Source organism: Amygdalobacter nucleatus (assembly GCF_029167365.1).
GTDB lineage: Bacteria > Bacillota > Clostridia > Saccharofermentanales > Fastidiosipilaceae > Amygdalobacter > Amygdalobacter nucleatus.
Genome location: NZ_JARFNM010000001.1, coordinates 242,242 through 258,676 on the forward strand (window position 1 = coordinate 242,242; position 16,435 = coordinate 258,676).

General features: G+C 39.7%; 13 protein-coding genes and 1 pseudogene. 10 read left to right on the forward strand and 4 right to left on the reverse strand.

Going from position 1 to position 16,435, the window contains the following annotated elements:
- Nucleotides 1–126: 126 nt before the first annotated feature.
- The gene (locus PYS62_RS01120) at nucleotides 127–402 is read right to left on the reverse strand and encodes a type II toxin-antitoxin system RelB/DinJ family antitoxin (RefSeq protein ID WP_066714571.1); all 276 of its coding nucleotides are present in this window, start codon (nucleotides 400–402) and stop codon (nucleotides 127–129) included.
- A gap of 535 nt (nucleotides 403–937) precedes the next feature.
- Between PYS62_RS01120 and PYS62_RS01125 the strand changes: the two genes are divergently transcribed.
- The 9 genes and pseudogenes from PYS62_RS01125 to PYS62_RS01170 all read left to right on the forward strand — a co-directional run bounded on the left by PYS62_RS01125 (nucleotide 938) and on the right by PYS62_RS01170 (nucleotide 9,713).
- Complete coding sequence (locus PYS62_RS01125; protein ID WP_066714569.1) at nucleotides 938–1,189, forward strand: hypothetical protein; 252 nt, start codon at nucleotides 938–940, stop codon at nucleotides 1,187–1,189.
- A 208-nt stretch (nucleotides 1,190–1,397) separates the two neighbouring features.
- The gene (locus tag PYS62_RS01130; protein WP_066714567.1) at nucleotides 1,398–2,606 is read left to right on the forward strand and encodes an ATP-binding protein; all 1,209 of its coding nucleotides are present in this window, start codon (nucleotides 1,398–1,400) and stop codon (nucleotides 2,604–2,606) included.
- A gap of 466 nt (nucleotides 2,607–3,072) precedes the next feature.
- Nucleotides 3,073–4,017, forward strand: coding sequence for a DMT family transporter (locus PYS62_RS01135; RefSeq protein WP_066714565.1), 945 nt, complete (start codon nucleotides 3,073–3,075; stop codon nucleotides 4,015–4,017).
- Between the two features lie 225 nt (nucleotides 4,018–4,242).
- Nucleotides 4,243–6,402 (forward strand): 1,3-beta-galactosyl-N-acetylhexosamine phosphorylase, encoded by a 2,160-nt coding sequence (gene gnpA, locus PYS62_RS01140; protein ID WP_082714362.1) that lies wholly within the window; start codon nucleotides 4,243–4,245, stop codon nucleotides 6,400–6,402.
- Nucleotides 6,403–6,435: 33 nt separating this feature from the next.
- On the forward strand, nucleotides 6,436–7,227 hold the full coding sequence (locus tag PYS62_RS01145) for an SDR family NAD(P)-dependent oxidoreductase (protein ID WP_066714561.1): 792 nt from the start codon (nucleotides 6,436–6,438) through the stop codon (nucleotides 7,225–7,227).
- An 8-nt stretch (nucleotides 7,228–7,235) separates the two neighbouring features.
- Nucleotides 7,236–7,454, forward strand: coding sequence for a DUF3791 domain-containing protein (locus PYS62_RS01150; RefSeq protein WP_066714559.1), 219 nt, complete (start codon nucleotides 7,236–7,238; stop codon nucleotides 7,452–7,454).
- Nucleotides 7,451–7,919, forward strand: a pseudogene (locus tag PYS62_RS01160) (DUF3990 domain-containing protein). The gene PYS62_RS01150 and the pseudogene PYS62_RS01160 overlap by 4 nt, the downstream one beginning before the upstream one ends.
- Entirely contained in the window at nucleotides 7,916–8,113 is a 198-nt protein-coding gene (locus tag PYS62_RS01165) for a DUF3791 domain-containing protein (RefSeq protein ID WP_066714557.1), read from the forward strand. The pseudogene PYS62_RS01160 and the gene PYS62_RS01165 overlap by 4 nt, the downstream one beginning before the upstream one ends.
- Nucleotides 8,114–8,174: 61 nt before the next feature.
- Nucleotides 8,175–9,713 (forward strand): ATP-binding cassette domain-containing protein, encoded by a 1,539-nt coding sequence (locus tag PYS62_RS01170; RefSeq protein ID WP_066714555.1) that lies wholly within the window; start codon nucleotides 8,175–8,177, stop codon nucleotides 9,711–9,713.
- 208 nt (nucleotides 9,714–9,921) lie between these two features.
- Here the strand turns inward: PYS62_RS01170 and PYS62_RS01175 are convergent, their stop codons facing one another.
- The gene (locus PYS62_RS01175; protein ID WP_066714553.1) at nucleotides 9,922–11,349 is read right to left on the reverse strand and encodes an aminoacetone oxidase family FAD-binding enzyme; all 1,428 of its coding nucleotides are present in this window, start codon (nucleotides 11,347–11,349) and stop codon (nucleotides 9,922–9,924) included.
- Nucleotides 11,336–13,354, reverse strand: coding sequence for an AMP-binding protein (locus tag PYS62_RS01180; protein WP_066714551.1), 2,019 nt, complete (start codon nucleotides 13,352–13,354; stop codon nucleotides 11,336–11,338). Before PYS62_RS01180 ends, PYS62_RS01175 begins: the two co-directional genes overlap by 14 nt.
- A gap of 200 nt (nucleotides 13,355–13,554) precedes the next feature.
- Between PYS62_RS01180 and PYS62_RS01185 the strand changes: the two genes are divergently transcribed.
- Nucleotides 13,555–14,844 (forward strand): ATP-binding protein, encoded by a 1,290-nt coding sequence (locus tag PYS62_RS01185; RefSeq protein WP_066714549.1) that lies wholly within the window; start codon nucleotides 13,555–13,557, stop codon nucleotides 14,842–14,844.
- Between the two features lie 46 nt (nucleotides 14,845–14,890).
- On the opposite strand, the gene malQ is transcribed toward PYS62_RS01185, so the two are convergent.
- Nucleotides 14,891–16,384, reverse strand: coding sequence for a 4-alpha-glucanotransferase (malQ, locus tag PYS62_RS01190; RefSeq protein WP_315573108.1), 1,494 nt, complete (start codon nucleotides 16,382–16,384; stop codon nucleotides 14,891–14,893).
- Nucleotides 16,385–16,435 lie beyond the last annotated feature (51 nt).

Here is a 16,435-nt window from a genome sequence, read left to right on the forward strand (position 1 = left end):
AATATAAAATGACCATTCTCTTAGAATGGCCATTTACATGTTGAATAGGTTTGCGTGGCTACCTGTATCGTTTGAACATACGCTTATAACTTTTCTTATAAGCATTAGTGAACTTGAGCTTGTACATCAGTCAGACAACAGAGCTTGCTTTAGTTCTTCCACAGAAGTATAAGCGTGCGTGTCAGGATCCCTGGAAATTCTTCTGCCTTCTTCTATTGCAGCCAACGTTTCGGCATTAAACTTCGGTAGTTCTACATTAAAAGGTAAACCACCATGTAAAATGCACTGACGAAGGAAGATGTTCACAGCACTGGACATATCAATGCCTAGTTCGTTGAAGAGCGAAATTGCTTTTTGTTTGGTTCGGGAATCAATGCGAATTTGCGTAGGACTTTTAGCCATAATATCAGCTCCTTTCAAGATGATCCTGATACAAACGGTATACATGTCAAGCAGAAAACGACTGATCCATTCTATTTATTCTGTTAGAGGTTTGGAGTAGGTTCAGAGTGAGCTAATAACAACTTAACTCGTAAAAGCGTATCTTCTCTACTTCATGCGCTCAAGCTATGGGTTATACTAGCTATACGAATTAAAAAGCACGCCATGCTATATATCAAAGTAGCACGTATGTGTCGTAACTTTTATATTAGTGTAGATGCCAAGGATTAACTAGCTGGGTGCAGCGCTTAAGCTTAGAGAAGAATTATTTGAGGTCAAAATGGAACTGATAGAAACAGAAATAGGCAAATTTTATTGTGACATTACTGGAAAATCGTCCGATAATCTGAATATATTATCCATACTGAGTATACCTTATGCGAAAGCCGAGCGCGAAGTCAGAAGTTTATGGCTATAGACTGAATTATGCGCCCAATATAGATTATAGAAAACCAGGTGCCTATCATGGCGCTGAGTTAGTATACTTTTTGCTAACATGGACAAGTTGAATACAGCTATAAGCGATGAGGATGAGAAGAACGTCAAAAATGTGCAAGCTGATTTTGTTGAGTTTATCAAAACGGGCAAAATAGCCAAATATGCAACTTATAATGCTACTGGCAAGATCATTGAATATGGTAAGGAAATTAGCCAAATTGAGTTCCCCCACAAAGAGATAATCAAGGACGTTTTAAGCTCTGGTATTGCCGATAAAGTGAGAAATGAATACATAAATAATCGAAGATAGATTGCCGCAAATGGGGAGAAAATAGTTTGTTAAAGGCGTTATCCGCTTAGTATTTTCTTTCAATTATAGTCGACAAATAGCGAAAAAGTTGTGTTGCGCTTCGACTATAGCCGATAAAAATCAAGAAATTGCATATTGTTTCGATTATAATAGAAATGCATAGAGCGTATATAAAACTTATAGATTATAATCGAAAGGAGATACAGTTATGGCCTATATCTTGCGCAAAAAATATTTCAATCAAGTTTCCCCTTTCATTGGCAAACCAGTTGTGAAAGTGTTCACAGGTATGCGTAGAGTGGGTAAGTCCACCTTGCTGGAAATGATTCAGTCTGAATTACTGATAGAAATTCCTAAAACGAATATTATTCATGTCAATTTAGAATCTGGCCAATACTTATCTGTCCAAACTGATTTAGACTTACACCAATTAATCCAAGAGAGGACAAAGCAAGTCCAAGGGAAAATATATTTTTTCTTTGATGAAATTCAGTTAGTCACACACTGGGAACGCGTCATCAATGCCTTGAGAGTCGATTATGATTGCGACATCTACATCACTGGCTCCAACGCAAGTTTGTTATCTAGCGACCTTGCCACCTTGCTGGCTGGACGTTACGTCAACTTTGAAATTCTGCCTTTTACTTTTAGCGAATTTGTCGAGCTGTATCAAGTCTTGAATTTAAGCGTTCAAGAGCTGTTTCAATTGTATGTGAAGATAGGCGGTATGCCTTCACTTCATTATTTTAATGGGGAAGCAGAAGCGAGCTTCAAATATTTGAATGACATCTACAACACCGTTGTTGTTAAGGATGTGCTTGAATATAATGCGATTCGTGATGTCGATTTGTTTAACCGCATTTTGCTTTTTTGCTTGGAAAACATTGGTCAGACCTTTTCAGCCAATAGTTTGCGTAAATATTTTGCAAGTGAAGGGCGTAAAGTCTCAGTCGATACGATTCTAAATTACTTAAGTTTTTGTCAGGAATCTTATCTTTTGAAAAAAGTGCCTCGTTATGATCGCATTGGCAAAAAGTTATTGTCAGTCGATGAAAGATACTATCTTACCGACCACGGATTCAGACAGGCAGCTGGCTTTTCGAATTTTACTAATATCGAACATGTTTTAGAAAATATCGTCTATATCGAGCTTTTATCGCGTGGATTTCAAGTGCAAGTAGGGCGGGTGAATGAGAGAGAAATAGACTTCATTGCGACTAAACAGGGTAAAACTGAGTATTACCAAGTATCCTATTTGTTGGCTAGCGAAGAGACTCGTAAGCGAGAATTCGGCGTCTATAATGCTGTTAATGATAATTATCCTAAATATGTTTTGTCCATGGATCAGATTGATTTTTCACAAGCTGGAATTATTCACAAATACTTGCCTACTTTTCTCTTGGAAGAGGGAGTATAGGCGAGTTCCCGGATTTCCTAGGATTATACTTCTGAATATCAAGTAGGCTTAACTGAATAACCAAAGGTATTGGAACTTTGGGATCCATTTGATGCTTTGGCTTTATTTCGAGTATATTTAGCTAATCGGTGGCACATATGCTGACACCAACAGGCTATAAAAAGACTGATAGAAACAATTCATGATCAATATTTACAAACATTTAGGTTCATCTTTGAAAAATTATGCGTTCATGACTTAGATATTTATGCTCGTTTTAACAATGGAAGATTTTTTCATTAAACCTTGATATTCAGCTTACATAGCCTAGTTTAATATTCTGATTCCCAGACTTTTCTCTACTTGCGTTTTTAGATTTTGCCAAATCGGACAAATTAATCGCCATTAAATGGTAAACAATTTTATCTACATGTGCTAGAATAACGCGCGGATCTTGTAGAAAGTTAGAGATTTGACAGATAGATATATGACAAATAATACAAAAACAAAAGGCATGCTCCTAGCAGCTTTTGGTGGCGGTTTATGGGGCTTTTCTGGCGTTATGGCGCAGCTGATCTTAGATTACGGCATCAGTGCCGAATGGTTGGTCAGTTGCCGTATGATGCTCGGAGGATTGTGTATTTTAGTTTACAGTTGGCTTAAACATGATGATGTCTTGGCTGTTTTCCGAAACAAATTTGCCATCACACGTTTAGTTTGCTTTGCTTTCCTCGGTATGGGCTTTGTGCAGTACACATTCTTCAAGACGATTGAATGTAGCACCGCTTCACTTGCCACCATTATTCAGTTTACAGCTCCAGTTATGTTGTATGTTTATGAATTGATTCGCGGTTATAAGCAGTTAAGATTGCTTGATTTAAGTTTAATCTTGGCTGCTATTTTTGGCGTCGTTCTGCTTGTAACAGATGGCCACTTTAGCCGTTTGAATGTCTCAAGTACCGCCTTGTTCTTCGGCTTAGCTTGCGCTCTTGGCGTAGTGCTTTACACCTTGTTGCCTCAACCTTTAATCGTGCGCTATGGCGCAGCACCAGTTGTCGGCTTTGGCATGCTAATTGCAGGTGCGGCCTTTCAGTTCGTGAGCCCGCTGTATAGCTTGAACGTGCCTTTAGATGGCAAACTCTTTGCTTATTTGTTCGTGACTATTACCTTTGGTACGGCTGTAGCTTTCTTAGCTTACTTGCAAAGTACGATGTACATACCCTCTAGCATGGCGAGCTTGTTTACCGCTTTAGAGCCACTTCTCGTATCTGTATTTTCTATCTTTATTTTTGGCAAATGCTTTACCGTGGCAGAAATTACGGGCATTGTGATTATCATCGCTGCGATTTTGCTCTTCTCCAAAGTCAGCCAGGGCCAAAGCAAAGTAGCAACTTCAAATGCTGAACCAGCTAAAACGGCCTCAAAAGACTGAACCGCTCCAAAAGTCTGAAACGGCCGCGACGGTTCCAGTGGCACCAAACTAGCCCATCTATTTTTAGTTAGACAAGCAGTAGAGAACAGCTTTAGGTGATGCGTTGACAGCCAACCTAGAGCTGTTTTTTGTTGAAAATAGATTAAATTTGCCATAGAAATGCAGAGCAAATTTTGTTATATTAACAAAATACAGCCAATGGGGATTAGTGGAGGCAAGTTAAAGATGCAGCAAAGAGGCTTAGTGACGATACCGACAGATTTAGACGCTGTCAAAGAAACTTTAGATGTATATAAGCGATTAGGCGCAGATGCAATTCGCGATTGTGATGGCACAGAATTTCCAGATGAATTGAAGAATATAGGCGCCAAAATTTATGCTACTTATTACACAACCCGTAAGGACAATCAATGGGCAAAAGCGAATTTAGACGAGCGTCAACAGTGCTATATCGTGACGAAGTTTACTTTGGCAACCTCTAACGAGCTTAGTATTCCGCTTATGACAGGCTTAAGCCCTGATTTGTTAGAAGTTAATGACCATGATGATATTAAACGCTGGTGGGAAGTTATCGACCGCTCAACTGGCGATTTAGTAGCAGCCGATAAATGGCAGTACGAGGCCAAAACCAAAAGCGTTATTATCACAGATTGCAAGCTCTACCACGAATACAGCGTCAGCTTCTTAGCCTATCTCATTTGGGATCCAGTCCACATGTACAATGCCGTGGTCAACAGTTGGCAGAATGTTGAACATCAGATACCATTTGATGTTAGACAGCCTAAGACCCATGCTTTTACGTTGGAGCGTTTGCGTAATTACTTAGAGAAACACCCGTATGTACAAGTTGTGCGCTTTACGACTTTCTTCCATCTTTTTACCCTAGTCTTTGATGAACTTAGACGGGAAAAATATGTTGATTGGTACGGCTATTCTTTCTCTGTTAGCCCTTATATTTTAGAGAAATTTGAGCAAAAAGTTGGCTACAAGTTCAGAGCCGAGTATATTGTCGATCAAGGTTACTACAACAACCAATATCGCGTGCCGTCCAAACAGTATCTTGATTTCATGGCTTTCCAAAGGGAAGAAGTAGCTGCTTTAATGAAAGAAATGACGGACATTGTGCATAGCTATGGCAAAGAAGCCATGATGTTCTTAGGCGACCATTTCATCGGTTGCGAGCCGTTTATGCCACAATTCCAGACAGCTGGTGTTGATGCAGTGGTTGGCAGTGTCGGCAATGGTAGCACCTTGCGCTTAATTTCTGATATACCAGGCTTGAAGTACACAGAGGGCCGTTTCTTACCTTACTTTTTCCCAGATAGCTTCTATCTTGGCTCTGACCCGGTCAAAGAGGCCAAAGTGAATTGGGTAACAGCTAGACGAGCTATCTTGCGTAAGCCAATTGACCGTATCGGCTACGGCGGCTATATCAAATTGGCTTATGAACATCCTGATTTCATTGATTATATTGCTGATGTTTGCGAAGAATTTCGTGAGCTTAGCGCCAATGTCAAAAACTGTACACCTTTCACGTTTAAGCGTGTGGCTGTGCTAAATAGCTGGGGCAAGATGCGAGCTTGGGGTTGTCACATGGTACATCATGCAATTTATCATGACAAAAACTATGGCTATGCCGGCGTGATCGAGGCTTTAGCTGGCGCGCCGTTTGACGTCAACTTCATCAGCTTTAACGATATTCTGGCAGATCCTAACTTGTTGAAATCAATCGACCTTGTAATTAACGTGGGTGATGCTGATACAGCCCATACAGGTGGCAAAATCTGGGAAACACCAGAAATTGGGGCGATTTTGCGTGAGTTTGTCGCAAATGGTGGCGCTTTCATTGGCATAGGCGAACCAACAGCGCATCAGTACCAGGGCCGCTATTTCCAATTAGGTAGCGTCTTAGGTGTCGAGGAAGAAACGGGCTTAACTTTGAACTATGACAAATATAATCAGACAGTTTTAAGTGAGCATTTTATCTTAGAAGATCAGCTAAAAGAGCTTGATTTTGGCCGTGGCAAGTTGGATATTTTTGCTTATCCTGATACCAAGATTTTGGCTATGCAAGCAAAATCTGTGCAGTTAGCAGTCAACGAATATGGTCATGGCCGTAGCGTGTATATAAGTAGCTTACCTTACAGCTTTGCGAACAATCGTCTATTGTACCGGGCAATTTTGTGGGCTTGTCAGGCCGAAAACGACTTACACAAATGGTTCAGCACGAATTACAATGTGGAAGTACATGCCTATGTTGAAAATGGCAAATATTGTGTCGTGAATAATACCTATGAGCCACAAAGCACAACTGTTTATCGGGGCGATGGCAGCAAGTTTGAGCTTGAATTAGCTGCTAATGAGATTAAGTGGTATAACCTTTAACGCAATTTCTTAAGTAAATGGGGGGGAGCGCATATGGTCAGCTTTAACTTGACTCGGAATTTGGCAGGGCAAACAATTGTAATTACAGGCGCAAGCTCAGGCATTGGCAAGGAAGTGGCCTTGTTGTGTGCCCAAGCTGGCGCTAGGACGATCTTACTTGGCCGAAATGTTGAGCGCCTAGAAGAAGTGGCTCATATGTGCGGCGAGAATAGTGAGTTCATTGTTGCAGACTTTGCCAAAAAAGCTGACGTTGATAGTGTGTTAGCTAGATTAGAACAAGAGACAGACATAGAAGCTCTGATTAACTGTGCAGGCTATGGCTTGATGCGCCCTTTCCTTGAATTAAGTGAAGTTGAAATACAAACTATGTTTCAGGTTAATTTCTTTGCCACGCTTGCTTTGACACATACTGTAATTAGAAAGATGCTTCAACAGAACAAAGGGCATATCATCACAATAGCTTCGCAAGATGCTAAATTGCCTACCCCAGAGGCAGCTAGCTATTCAGCTAGCAAGAGCGCTATTTTGTCGTACATGAATGTTTTGCGTTTGGAGCTATATAAGACAGATATTCATATAACAACGGTGAATCCAGGGCCTGTTGCAACAGCGTTCTTCGAGCGCGCGGATAAATCAGGCGGTTATTTGCAACCGATTAAGCCTTTTCTTGTACAACCGATAGCCGTGGCTAGGAAAATTGTCAAAGCAATTGGCACTTCTAAGCGTGAGATTAATCTGCCATTCAGTTTGCAATTAGCAGACGCGGTGTATCATTTCTTCCCACATTTGGGCGATTATATTGTGGCTAAGTTGTTTAAAGGGTAAGTGAATTTATGCGTAGTGAACAATTAGAGTTTGCGATATTTTGTATTGAAAGCGTGGCTGCTAAGTTAAAAGTAAATGCTGCTAAGGTATATGTTGCTTTAACCGAGCAGGCTGATATATTAAATACGTATATAATTTCAGAATATGAGGTTTTACACACGCAATCTAAGGAGTATATAGTAGAAGATATAATAGACGTTATGCAGAAAAAGGGTGTTAAGTTATGATACTTTATCATGGCTCATTTGTTAAAGTCGAAAAGCCTGATTTGGAACATTCGAGGTCCAATCTTGATTTTGGTCGTGGCTTTTATACAACACCAATTTACGAGCAAGCTGAAAAGTGGAGTAGAAAGTTCAAGGCTCGTGGTGAGAAAGTCATTGTATTGTTATGAATTTAATGAACTTGCATATCACCAGTTGAATGTGTTGAATTTTACAACGTATTCAGAAGCTTGGTTGAACTTTATTATCAATTGTCGCCAAGGAAAAAATACCACGAATTATGATTTGGTAATTGGTGGCGTTGCAAATGATAAAGTATTTAATACAATTGAACTTTATATTGCTAAACTAATTAATAAAATAGAGGCTATTAAAAGCTTGCAGTATGAAAAACCAAATTTGCAATTTGCATTTAGAACAAAAGAGGCAATTGCTTTTTTAAGATTTAAGGGGAGTATTGAGTTATGAGAGCAAATCCCATTTTATTGCAAAAAAAGTATGCCCGTGTGATAGAGCTCTTTGCCAAACAAAATGGCTTGTCGTTAGAAAAGGCACTCTTTATTTTTTATCATTCTGTTTTGTATCAACTTATGAGTAAAGGGGTAAGCGATATGCACTGTATGAGCGATGCCTATTTAGCTTCAGAATTGAAAGATGAATAAGGGTAAGCTCAGCTGAATAAGCCAACCATGTATAAGTAAAGTATATAGAAAGAGGGAAATTATGAATTTTAGGCAATGTTTTTGGCGCTATCGGCGAGTTATATTTGCTGTTTTACTTTCGACAGGTTTAAGTGTTGCATGCATATCAATTGTTCCCTATATGACCAAAATTGTCTTAGACAGCTATGCCCGCTTAAGCATTAAGCAAGCAGTTATTTATTCTTGTGTTTATGTTATGGCAATTGCCATGTTTTTGCTGGCTGAATATGCCAAAAAAATTAGCTTCAACAAACTACAACAAGTTTACGGCTTAGATGTGCGAACTCACTTATTTAAGAAGATTTTATGTTTGCCCCATGCTGTGTTTAATCAGCAGCAAGCTGGTCATTATATTAACGCTTTGACCAACGACTTGGAGAACATTTACGTTAATTATATTTTGTGTTATGTCCAGTTAGCAGTTAGTTTGATTTCTTTAGCCATTTACTTGTCATATATGATTTATCTGAATTTATTGTTGGCATTGGCGCTGATTCTAGCTTGTTTGTTGGCATTACTTTTGCCACAGTTACTTGGCGACCGATTAAGCGTTAGGCGACGTGAGTTCAGTCAAGCCGAAGCTTATTTTATAGATGCGCTGAATGATTTGTTAGCTGCGCATGAAGTTTATGATGTAAACAGTTGCCCGAAATTTAGCCAGATATTTGCCAACTATAATTTCGCATTCGAGAAAGAGCAACGTTCCTTAGTAGATTGCATGGCACTGAGCAATATTTTTTCTGCATCTACTTTATACTTAATTAATATCGTTACTTTTGCTTTGGGCCTGTTTTTAGTGGCGAGTACGCAGCTTGCCTTATCTTCACTAATTGCAATGTTGGCCTTTGTCGATTTAGTTGCTATTCCGACGCGGGATATTATTTATCAGATTATCAACATTCGCTCGTCTAAACATTTAATAAGCAAGTTAGATAAATTCTTTGTAGATGAACCTAAAAAGAGCTTAGAAGCGGTTGATTTCAAGCAGCTTGAAGTGCGTAACTTAGATTATCAAATTGGTAGTTTCCAATTACCGCATATCAGTTTAACGATAGAGAAAGGCAAGAAATATCTTTTGCTGGGTGATAATGCTTCGGGCAAATCCACGTTATTAAAATTGTTGGCTGGTGAGTTGCCACGCCCAAAGAAAATGTTTTTCCTAGATGGTTTAGATCTGGCGCAGGTAGATACTAGTCAGCTTATTTATTATGGCGCTAATTCTAAAGCTTTTAAGGCTAGCGTCTTAGAAAATGTGGCAATAAGCTCAGATAAGGCTGTGTCAGAAATGGCAAAGGATGTTGTAAAAGCGTTTAGCGACAAACAAGTTGACTTTAACGGTCGCAATCTAAGTCAAGGTCAGCAAGCTAGAGTTGCCCTGGCTCGGGCTCTTAATTCACCTAAGGAAATTCTTTTGCTAGATGAGATATTTGCCAATGTCGATGCTGCCAGTGAACAGGAATTAACCCATCTTTTGTTGCAAACAGACAGAACCTTGGTCTTGATCAGCCATAATCGCTCAGATGTATACAAGGAATTGTTCGACAAGGTTTATTGTTTATAGCTTGTATAAGCTAATCCACGGGTATGTGCTATGGCACTCAGCAAAGATTTAGCTGAAAAGCGAGGCTGCCAAGGTGTGATATGCAGCCTTTTTGTCTAGTCAGCGCCTTAAATTCTCGTCCTGCAACGCTCTTTAATTTGCGTTGCAAACTGAAACGCAAATTGATACGCAACTGCTTGCGTTGCAAAGAACGCCTAACCTAAGAACGCTAAACTAGAGCACGCACAACCAAACTACTACTTGCAAAAGCGTGTAGCAGATTGAACCCGCCACAATTAGCATCGACATTCATAAGCTCACCCACGACATAACAATTTGGCATCGCTTTTAATGCCAAAGACTTAGGATCAAGCTCAGTTAAAGCTATTCCGCCACAAGTAGCCGTGGCTTTCTGTAAGGGCGCTACAACGAAATTATTACACGACCAAGTGAAAATCTTATAAGCTTCCGCCAAATCTGTTTCTGTAAAAACTTTTAAGCTACGTTTAGGATAATTAGGCGCTGCCGTCCAGAGATAATCCAACAGACGGGCAGGCAAAGGACAAACTTGCTGCCAGACTTTAGCCAAAGTTTCAGCACTTTTTGCTTTTAGCTTCTCATTAGTAGCTTGCTTTAAGCTAGCTAAATTAGCTTCCGACAAAAACTCAACTGTCAATTCATTTGCAAGCTGAGCTGTGAAAAAACGTGAGATATTCAAAGCCACAGGCCCAGATAAACCTTGCTTAGTGATGAGAAGATCACCGCTACTTGCATGCACTAACTCACGCCCAAACCGGCGTAAATATTGGCGCTTAGCTTCAGTTGTAGCTTTAACTTGTAGCGTTAATTTTACATCGTGCAGACTGATGCCAGCTAGATTAGAGAGGGGAAACTTAGCTTGCCCCTGCCAAATGAGGGGCGCTAAAGCAGCTTTCGGCTCTACCAAAGTACAGTTGAAATCAGCTAATTTAGCTAAAGCATTCGCTAATTCCCCATTAGAACCTGTGTTAGGTACGCTGAAGCCGCCACTTGCGAGGATAACTCGTTTAGCAACGAACTCGTTATTAGCACTTTTCAAACGAAAAGCATTTGGTTCATTAGTTATAGAATTAGCCTCAGCCAAAGGCTTGATAGCTTGAATTTGCGTCTGATAAACAATAGCCAAATTTGGATTTTGAGAAGCATAAGCTAACAGCTGATCCCGTACACTTTTCGCTGAATTAGATACAGGGTAGAGGCGGCCTTTTTCATCCCAATAAGTGCTGATGCCCATACTAAATAGCAAAGAACGCAAGAGATTAGGGCTAAAATAAGACCAAGTTGGCCTTAAAAAGTTAAAAGCTTCATGATATTGTTTAAGAAGCTCTAAACCACTTAAGTTACTTGCAAGGTTGCAGCGCCCACCGCCGGTTAAACACAGCTTTTTCCCGGCTTTAGCTTGTCCTTCAATGAGGACAATGCTTAAATCTTGATAAAAGCTAGCTTTTGCAAGCACCGGTTGCCAAGCTTTTAACAAATCAGCCTCAACATAAGCTCTTTCAAGCGCCTGTTCTAATTTGCCAGCACAAATAAGTTCAATTAAGGCACACGTGAACAAGCCGGAAGCTCCAGCTCCAATTACAGCTAGATCATAAGTTCTTGCCTTATTTTGCATCATTAGAGCCTAAATATTTACCGTGCATTTCTTTAAACGTGCAATTCAAAGTCTTTAATGCGTTATGTGTACGCTCAATTTCCTTAGCGCGTTTAATTTTGAGTGTAGTTGTCATCATGAAGTCATCCAAAGTGAAAACACAATAGCGAATATACTTGTAGACGGCTAATTGCGTATTTAACTTATCTATTTCACCTAACAGATACTGACTAACTGCAGCGTGATTTAATTTTGTGTTCGGATCAAGTTCGCCGCTTGTACATGTAGCTGGCAAAGCCTCAGGACTAAGATGTAACTTACAGATCACGTCAATTTGCTCACGACTGTTAGCTTCACCCCAACAGAGTGCATTTTTTACACCTGGGATATGACACAGTTTGGCTTCAATCTCCTCCGGGAAAACTTTCTTACCGTTTGTTAAGACAATCATCGACTTCATACGGCCTGTAATATACAGACAGCCTTGCTCATTCAAGTAGCCAACATCACCAGTATGTAACCAGCCCTCGCTATCAATAGCTTCTTTAGTCTCTTTACTATTTTCAAAATAGCCGAGCATAACGTTTTTGCCTCTTACGCAAATTTCACCTTTGACAGGTTCTGTATTTGGATAAAAGAAACGGAACAAGTTAAACTTGTTCAAACCGCTATTGTCAGCTGTATTTTCGTAGTGACTTGGCTGTTCAGCTGAATCTATCTTTAACTCCAAATCTGGGCAAACGACACCAACCGAGCTAATCATGTTCAACTCTTGATTATTGCAAGAAATGAGCGGAGATGATTCTGTTAAGCCGTAACCTGTCCAAAGTTCAATACCAATATCGTTGAAGAATGAGGCGATAGTTGGATCTAAGGCAGCTGCACCGACAACCATCCAGCGTAAATCACCTAATTGATCCAGTACCTGCTTGAAAATTTGCCGGCGATTATCGATGCCGATTTTCAGCATACTGTGGCTAGCCATGCGGGCTAATTCAAACTGACGTTGTCGTTTTTGCTTCTTAATTGTGCGCCAAATTTGTTTGTAGAGAGCTTCAACAATCGCAGGCACACAGAGGATGAATTGAATCTTCCAATCTTGCAGATTATAAGCAACATAGCGCAAATTATCGTTGATATGCGTAGAAATACCGTAGTTCCACAAACCATACAAACCGCATGTGTTTTCGAAAGTATGGTGTAAAGGTAAGAGCGAGAGAGCCCGTGTTCCTTCTTTAATATCGAGCAATCTAGCAGCCTGACTTGCATTGAAAGCAATGTTACGGTGACTGAGGAGAACGCCTTTAGATTGGGCAGAAGTGCCAGAAGTGAAAATAAGCGATGCAGGCAGATCAGGATCAATGTATATCTCTGAAAAGCGCTTGTCACCAGCTTTAATTGCTGCATGACCCATTTCCATGAGTTCATTGAAATCTTCGAAAGAAGCATCCTCAGCTTTAAGCTTATGGGCTAGGTTGCTGTCATCCAAAACGACAAAATGCTTCAAATTAGGTAAGCTTGCTCTAATTTCGGCAATCATTGGATAATGCTTAGCATCAAAGCAGATTATATCGACATTGGCGCGTTGTAAAAGTGCTTTCAATTCTTCTAAGGATAATTGCTTGTCCAAAGGTACAGAAATGCCCAACCCAAATAAGTTTGCATTGTGTTGCACAATCCAAGGGTAGGAGTTTTCACCAATGACAGCTATTCTATGCCGTTTGGTATCTAAGTCACAGCAAGAGCCAGCTTGGCCGTAATTAGCAGGCTTAATCGCAGGTGTAGCAATTGATTGTGTTTGGAACTTATCAGGCAAACTAACCAAATTACTTAATAAAAATCCCGTGCCTAAGGCCTGAATATCATCCCAAAATTGTTGATAAGTTTTGTGTACAGATGGCCCTTTAGATTGCAAACGATAGACGTAAGCATCATGTTCAGCATAACGTTGGCTGCAAGATTTGAGGAGGGCGCGCAAGTCAGCAAAAATAGGGTGATCAACATAGTTTTTACCGATGATAGATTGCATGCTTCGAGTTATCCTTTCTCTTACCTAAAGCTCAAATTTAGGCCATAAGGTATTTGAACTATTTTAGCATTAACTTATGTAAAATATCCAATTAAAAACTCTAATCGGAACTTTTCCTATATTATAGGAAACTTTCGGTTAGCATGCTATAATTTAACTTGAATTCAGTAGATGCTACGCTAGCTTTCGGGGAGTTACAGATGCTTTTTAACAGAGACAAATATGTTAATGCACTTATACGCAAAAAGTGGAATGGCAGAATTAAAGTTATTACTGGTATGCGGCGCTGCGGTAAGAGTACCGTATTGTTTGAACTGTTTAGAAACCATTTGCTTGCCACAGGCGTGAAACCAGACAATATAGTATCCATTGCTTTGGATATTGATGTGAATAGGGAATTTTTAGATCCCTATAAACTATCTGAATATGTACGTGCGGTGTGTAAAGATCCCAACGAGCAATATTATTTACTTTTAGATGAAATACAGTTTGCTATCTCACAAGCAGAATTGAAGAATCACAATGAACCGATTAAGTTGTATAGCGTACTTAACGGCTTTTTGGCTCTGAAAAATGTCGATGTATATGTTACAGGTAGCAATTCCAAACTTTTATCTAAAGATGTTTTAACTGAGTTTCGAGGTAGAGGCGATACTTTACACATTTTCCCTCTATCGTTCAAAGAGTATGTACAATGTTCTGGCCTGGATAAATACACAGCTTATGATGAATATATGATGTATGGCGGCATGCCGTATATTTTACATTTGTCTAGTGATGAAGCGAAATATGCATATCTTAATGAGCTTGAAGAAATTTATTTCAAAGATATTGAAGAACGCTATGATATACGGCTACCTAATGTACTGCGTGAATTAACGAGTAGTCTTTGCTCATCTATCGGCTCACTTACCAATGCAAGCAAAATAGCTAGAACGGTAAACAGCAAAAAAGGCCTAAACACTAATTCTGAAACAATTAGTGCATATTTAGGGTACCTAACAGATAGCTTTTTGTTTTCTAAAGCCGAAAGATACGATATAAAAGGCAAATGTTATTTTGACTATCCAGCTAAATATTATTGCAGCGATATTGGCCTGAGAAATATTAGATTGGGACTTAGGCAACAAGAAGAAACACATATTATGGAAAATATCATCTATAACGAGTTACGCGAGCGGGGCTTTGCCGTGGATGTTGGCAAGATTGAGTTTACAGAAGTTGGAACTAATGGTAAATCAGCTGCCAAAGATTTGGAAGTTGATTTTATTGCGCGCAAAGGTATGAAAAAGTATTATATCCAATCGGCACTACGTATGGATGATGACGAGAAAGTTTTAACAGAACTTCGACCCTTAAAGGCGATTGATGATTATTTTAAGAAAATTGTCATTTCAAAGTCATATGGTAAAAGTTGGTTTGACGATTGCGGCATATTACGGTTGGGATTGCTAGATTTTCTTTTAGATGAAGATAGTTTGGATATGTAGCAAAAGAGCCTAGACATTACATCTAGGCTCAATTTTTAATACGAAATTACTTACGTTTATATAGATCCATGAAATAAGCAACTCTCTTTGCTATATCGTAGGTCAAAGCGCCTTTTTGCATACGCCAAGTCCAGTTGTTACCCAGTGTAGCTGGCAAATTGATGCGACTTTCAGAACCTAAACCTAACAGATCTTGCACTTGCATGATAGCCAAATTGCTGACTGAAGCCCAAGCTGAGCGCATCATGCCCCAGTTAAATTCTTCATGCTCATTCAGATTGATATATTCTTTTACATATTGCACAACATCAGCGCTTACATCATCACGAGCCCAACCCATGACAGAATTATTATCATGCGTGCCGAGATAGACACAAGAATTTGGAATGAAATTATGTGGTAGATAGTCAGCATTTTCGTTTCGGTTGAAGAAAGCAAATTCCATCACATACATACCAGGCAAGCCTGAGTCGTTCAACAACTTGACCACAGAATCAGTCGTGAAACCGAGATTTTCAGCAATCATCTCCTGATTTGGGAAATTCTCTTTAATACAATTGAAGAAATCAATGCCAGGGCCTGTTATCCAGCGACCATTACGAGCAGTTGTATCGCCAAATGGTACGGCATAGAAAGCATCGAAACCACGGAAATGGTCTAAACGCAGAACTTGATAAATTTTGAATTGGTGAGCAAAACGGCGCATCCACCAAGCATAACGATCTTCACGCATGCTTTGCCAATTGTAGAGAGGATTGCCCCAAAGTTGGCCATCGGGTGAGAATCCATCTGGTGGGCAACCAGCTACTTCAGTTGGATTTAAGTTAGCATCCAGCATGAATTGACTTGGATTAGACCAAACATCGACACTATCGCTAGCTACATAAATTGGCAAATCACCGATAAATTTAATGCCACGCTCAATAGCGTATTGACGCAAAGCCCACCATTGCTTGAAGAACAAGAATTGAATTGCTTGCCAATAGTACACGTCATTAGCATACTCTTGGAGCCAACTAGCTAGCTTATTTTGATCGTAGTAACGGAAATATTCATCCCATGTTTGCCAAGCTTGACCATTGAATTTTTGCTTAAAGACCATGAATAGGGCATAGGCATTGAGCCATGAACTTTCTTCATTAACAAAAGCTTGAAATTCGCCAAATAAAGCGTGATTTCTCAAACGATCACAAGCAATCTTCAACACATTGATGCGATTCTGATACAGAAGACCATAATCGACACGATTTTCAGATTCGAACCAATGAATGTTCTGATAGTCCTCTTGATTGAGAAGACTTGCTTGACACAAATCATCTAGGTCAATCCAATAAGGGTTGCCTGCGAAAGTTGAATAAGATTGATAAGGCGAATCACCGTAACCAGTTGGGCAAACGGGTAAAATTTGCCAGTAAGTTTGTTTGGCTGCCTGCAAAAAGTCCACAAAATTGCGAGCTTCTTGGCCCAAAGTACCTACACCGTATGGTGATGGCAGGGCTGTAATTGGCATAAGTAAACCAGCTGCACGTTGCATATTCAAGATAACCTCGATTCCATTTGTAGTCTAAATAGATATTGATGTGTGCTATTA

Bases quoted from the DNA above. Each gene is read 5' to 3' on its own strand.
- PYS62_RS01175 (WP_066714553.1), bottom strand. From the start codon at position 11,349: ATGATGCAAAATAAGGCAAGAACTTATGATCTAGCTGTAATTGGAGCT.
- PYS62_RS01145 (WP_066714561.1), top strand. From the start codon at position 6,436: ATGGTCAGCTTTAACTTGACTCGGAATTTGGCAGGGCAAACAATTGTA.
- PYS62_RS01170 (WP_066714555.1), top strand. From the start codon at position 8,175: ATGAATTTTAGGCAATGTTTTTGGCGCTATCGGCGAGTTATATTTGCT.
- PYS62_RS01150 (WP_066714559.1), top strand. From the start codon at position 7,236: ATGCGTAGTGAACAATTAGAGTTTGCGATATTTTGTATTGAAAGCGTG.
- PYS62_RS01180 (WP_066714551.1), bottom strand. From the start codon at position 13,354: ATGCAATCTATCATCGGTAAAAACTATGTTGATCACCCTATTTTTGCT.
- gnpA (WP_082714362.1), top strand. From the start codon at position 4,243: ATGCAGCAAAGAGGCTTAGTGACGATACCGACAGATTTAGACGCTGTC.
- PYS62_RS01130 (WP_066714567.1), top strand. From the start codon at position 1,398: ATGGCCTATATCTTGCGCAAAAAATATTTCAATCAAGTTTCCCCTTTC.
- PYS62_RS01125 (WP_066714569.1), top strand. From the start codon at position 938: ATGGACAAGTTGAATACAGCTATAAGCGATGAGGATGAGAAGAACGTC.
- PYS62_RS01185 (WP_066714549.1), top strand. From the start codon at position 13,555: ATGCTTTTTAACAGAGACAAATATGTTAATGCACTTATACGCAAAAAG.
- PYS62_RS01135 (WP_066714565.1), top strand. From the start codon at position 3,073: ATGACAAATAATACAAAAACAAAAGGCATGCTCCTAGCAGCTTTTGGT.
- PYS62_RS01165 (WP_066714557.1), top strand. From the start codon at position 7,916: ATGAGAGCAAATCCCATTTTATTGCAAAAAAAGTATGCCCGTGTGATA.
- PYS62_RS01120 (WP_066714571.1), bottom strand. From the start codon at position 402: ATGGCTAAAAGTCCTACGCAAATTCGCATTGATTCCCGAACCAAACAA.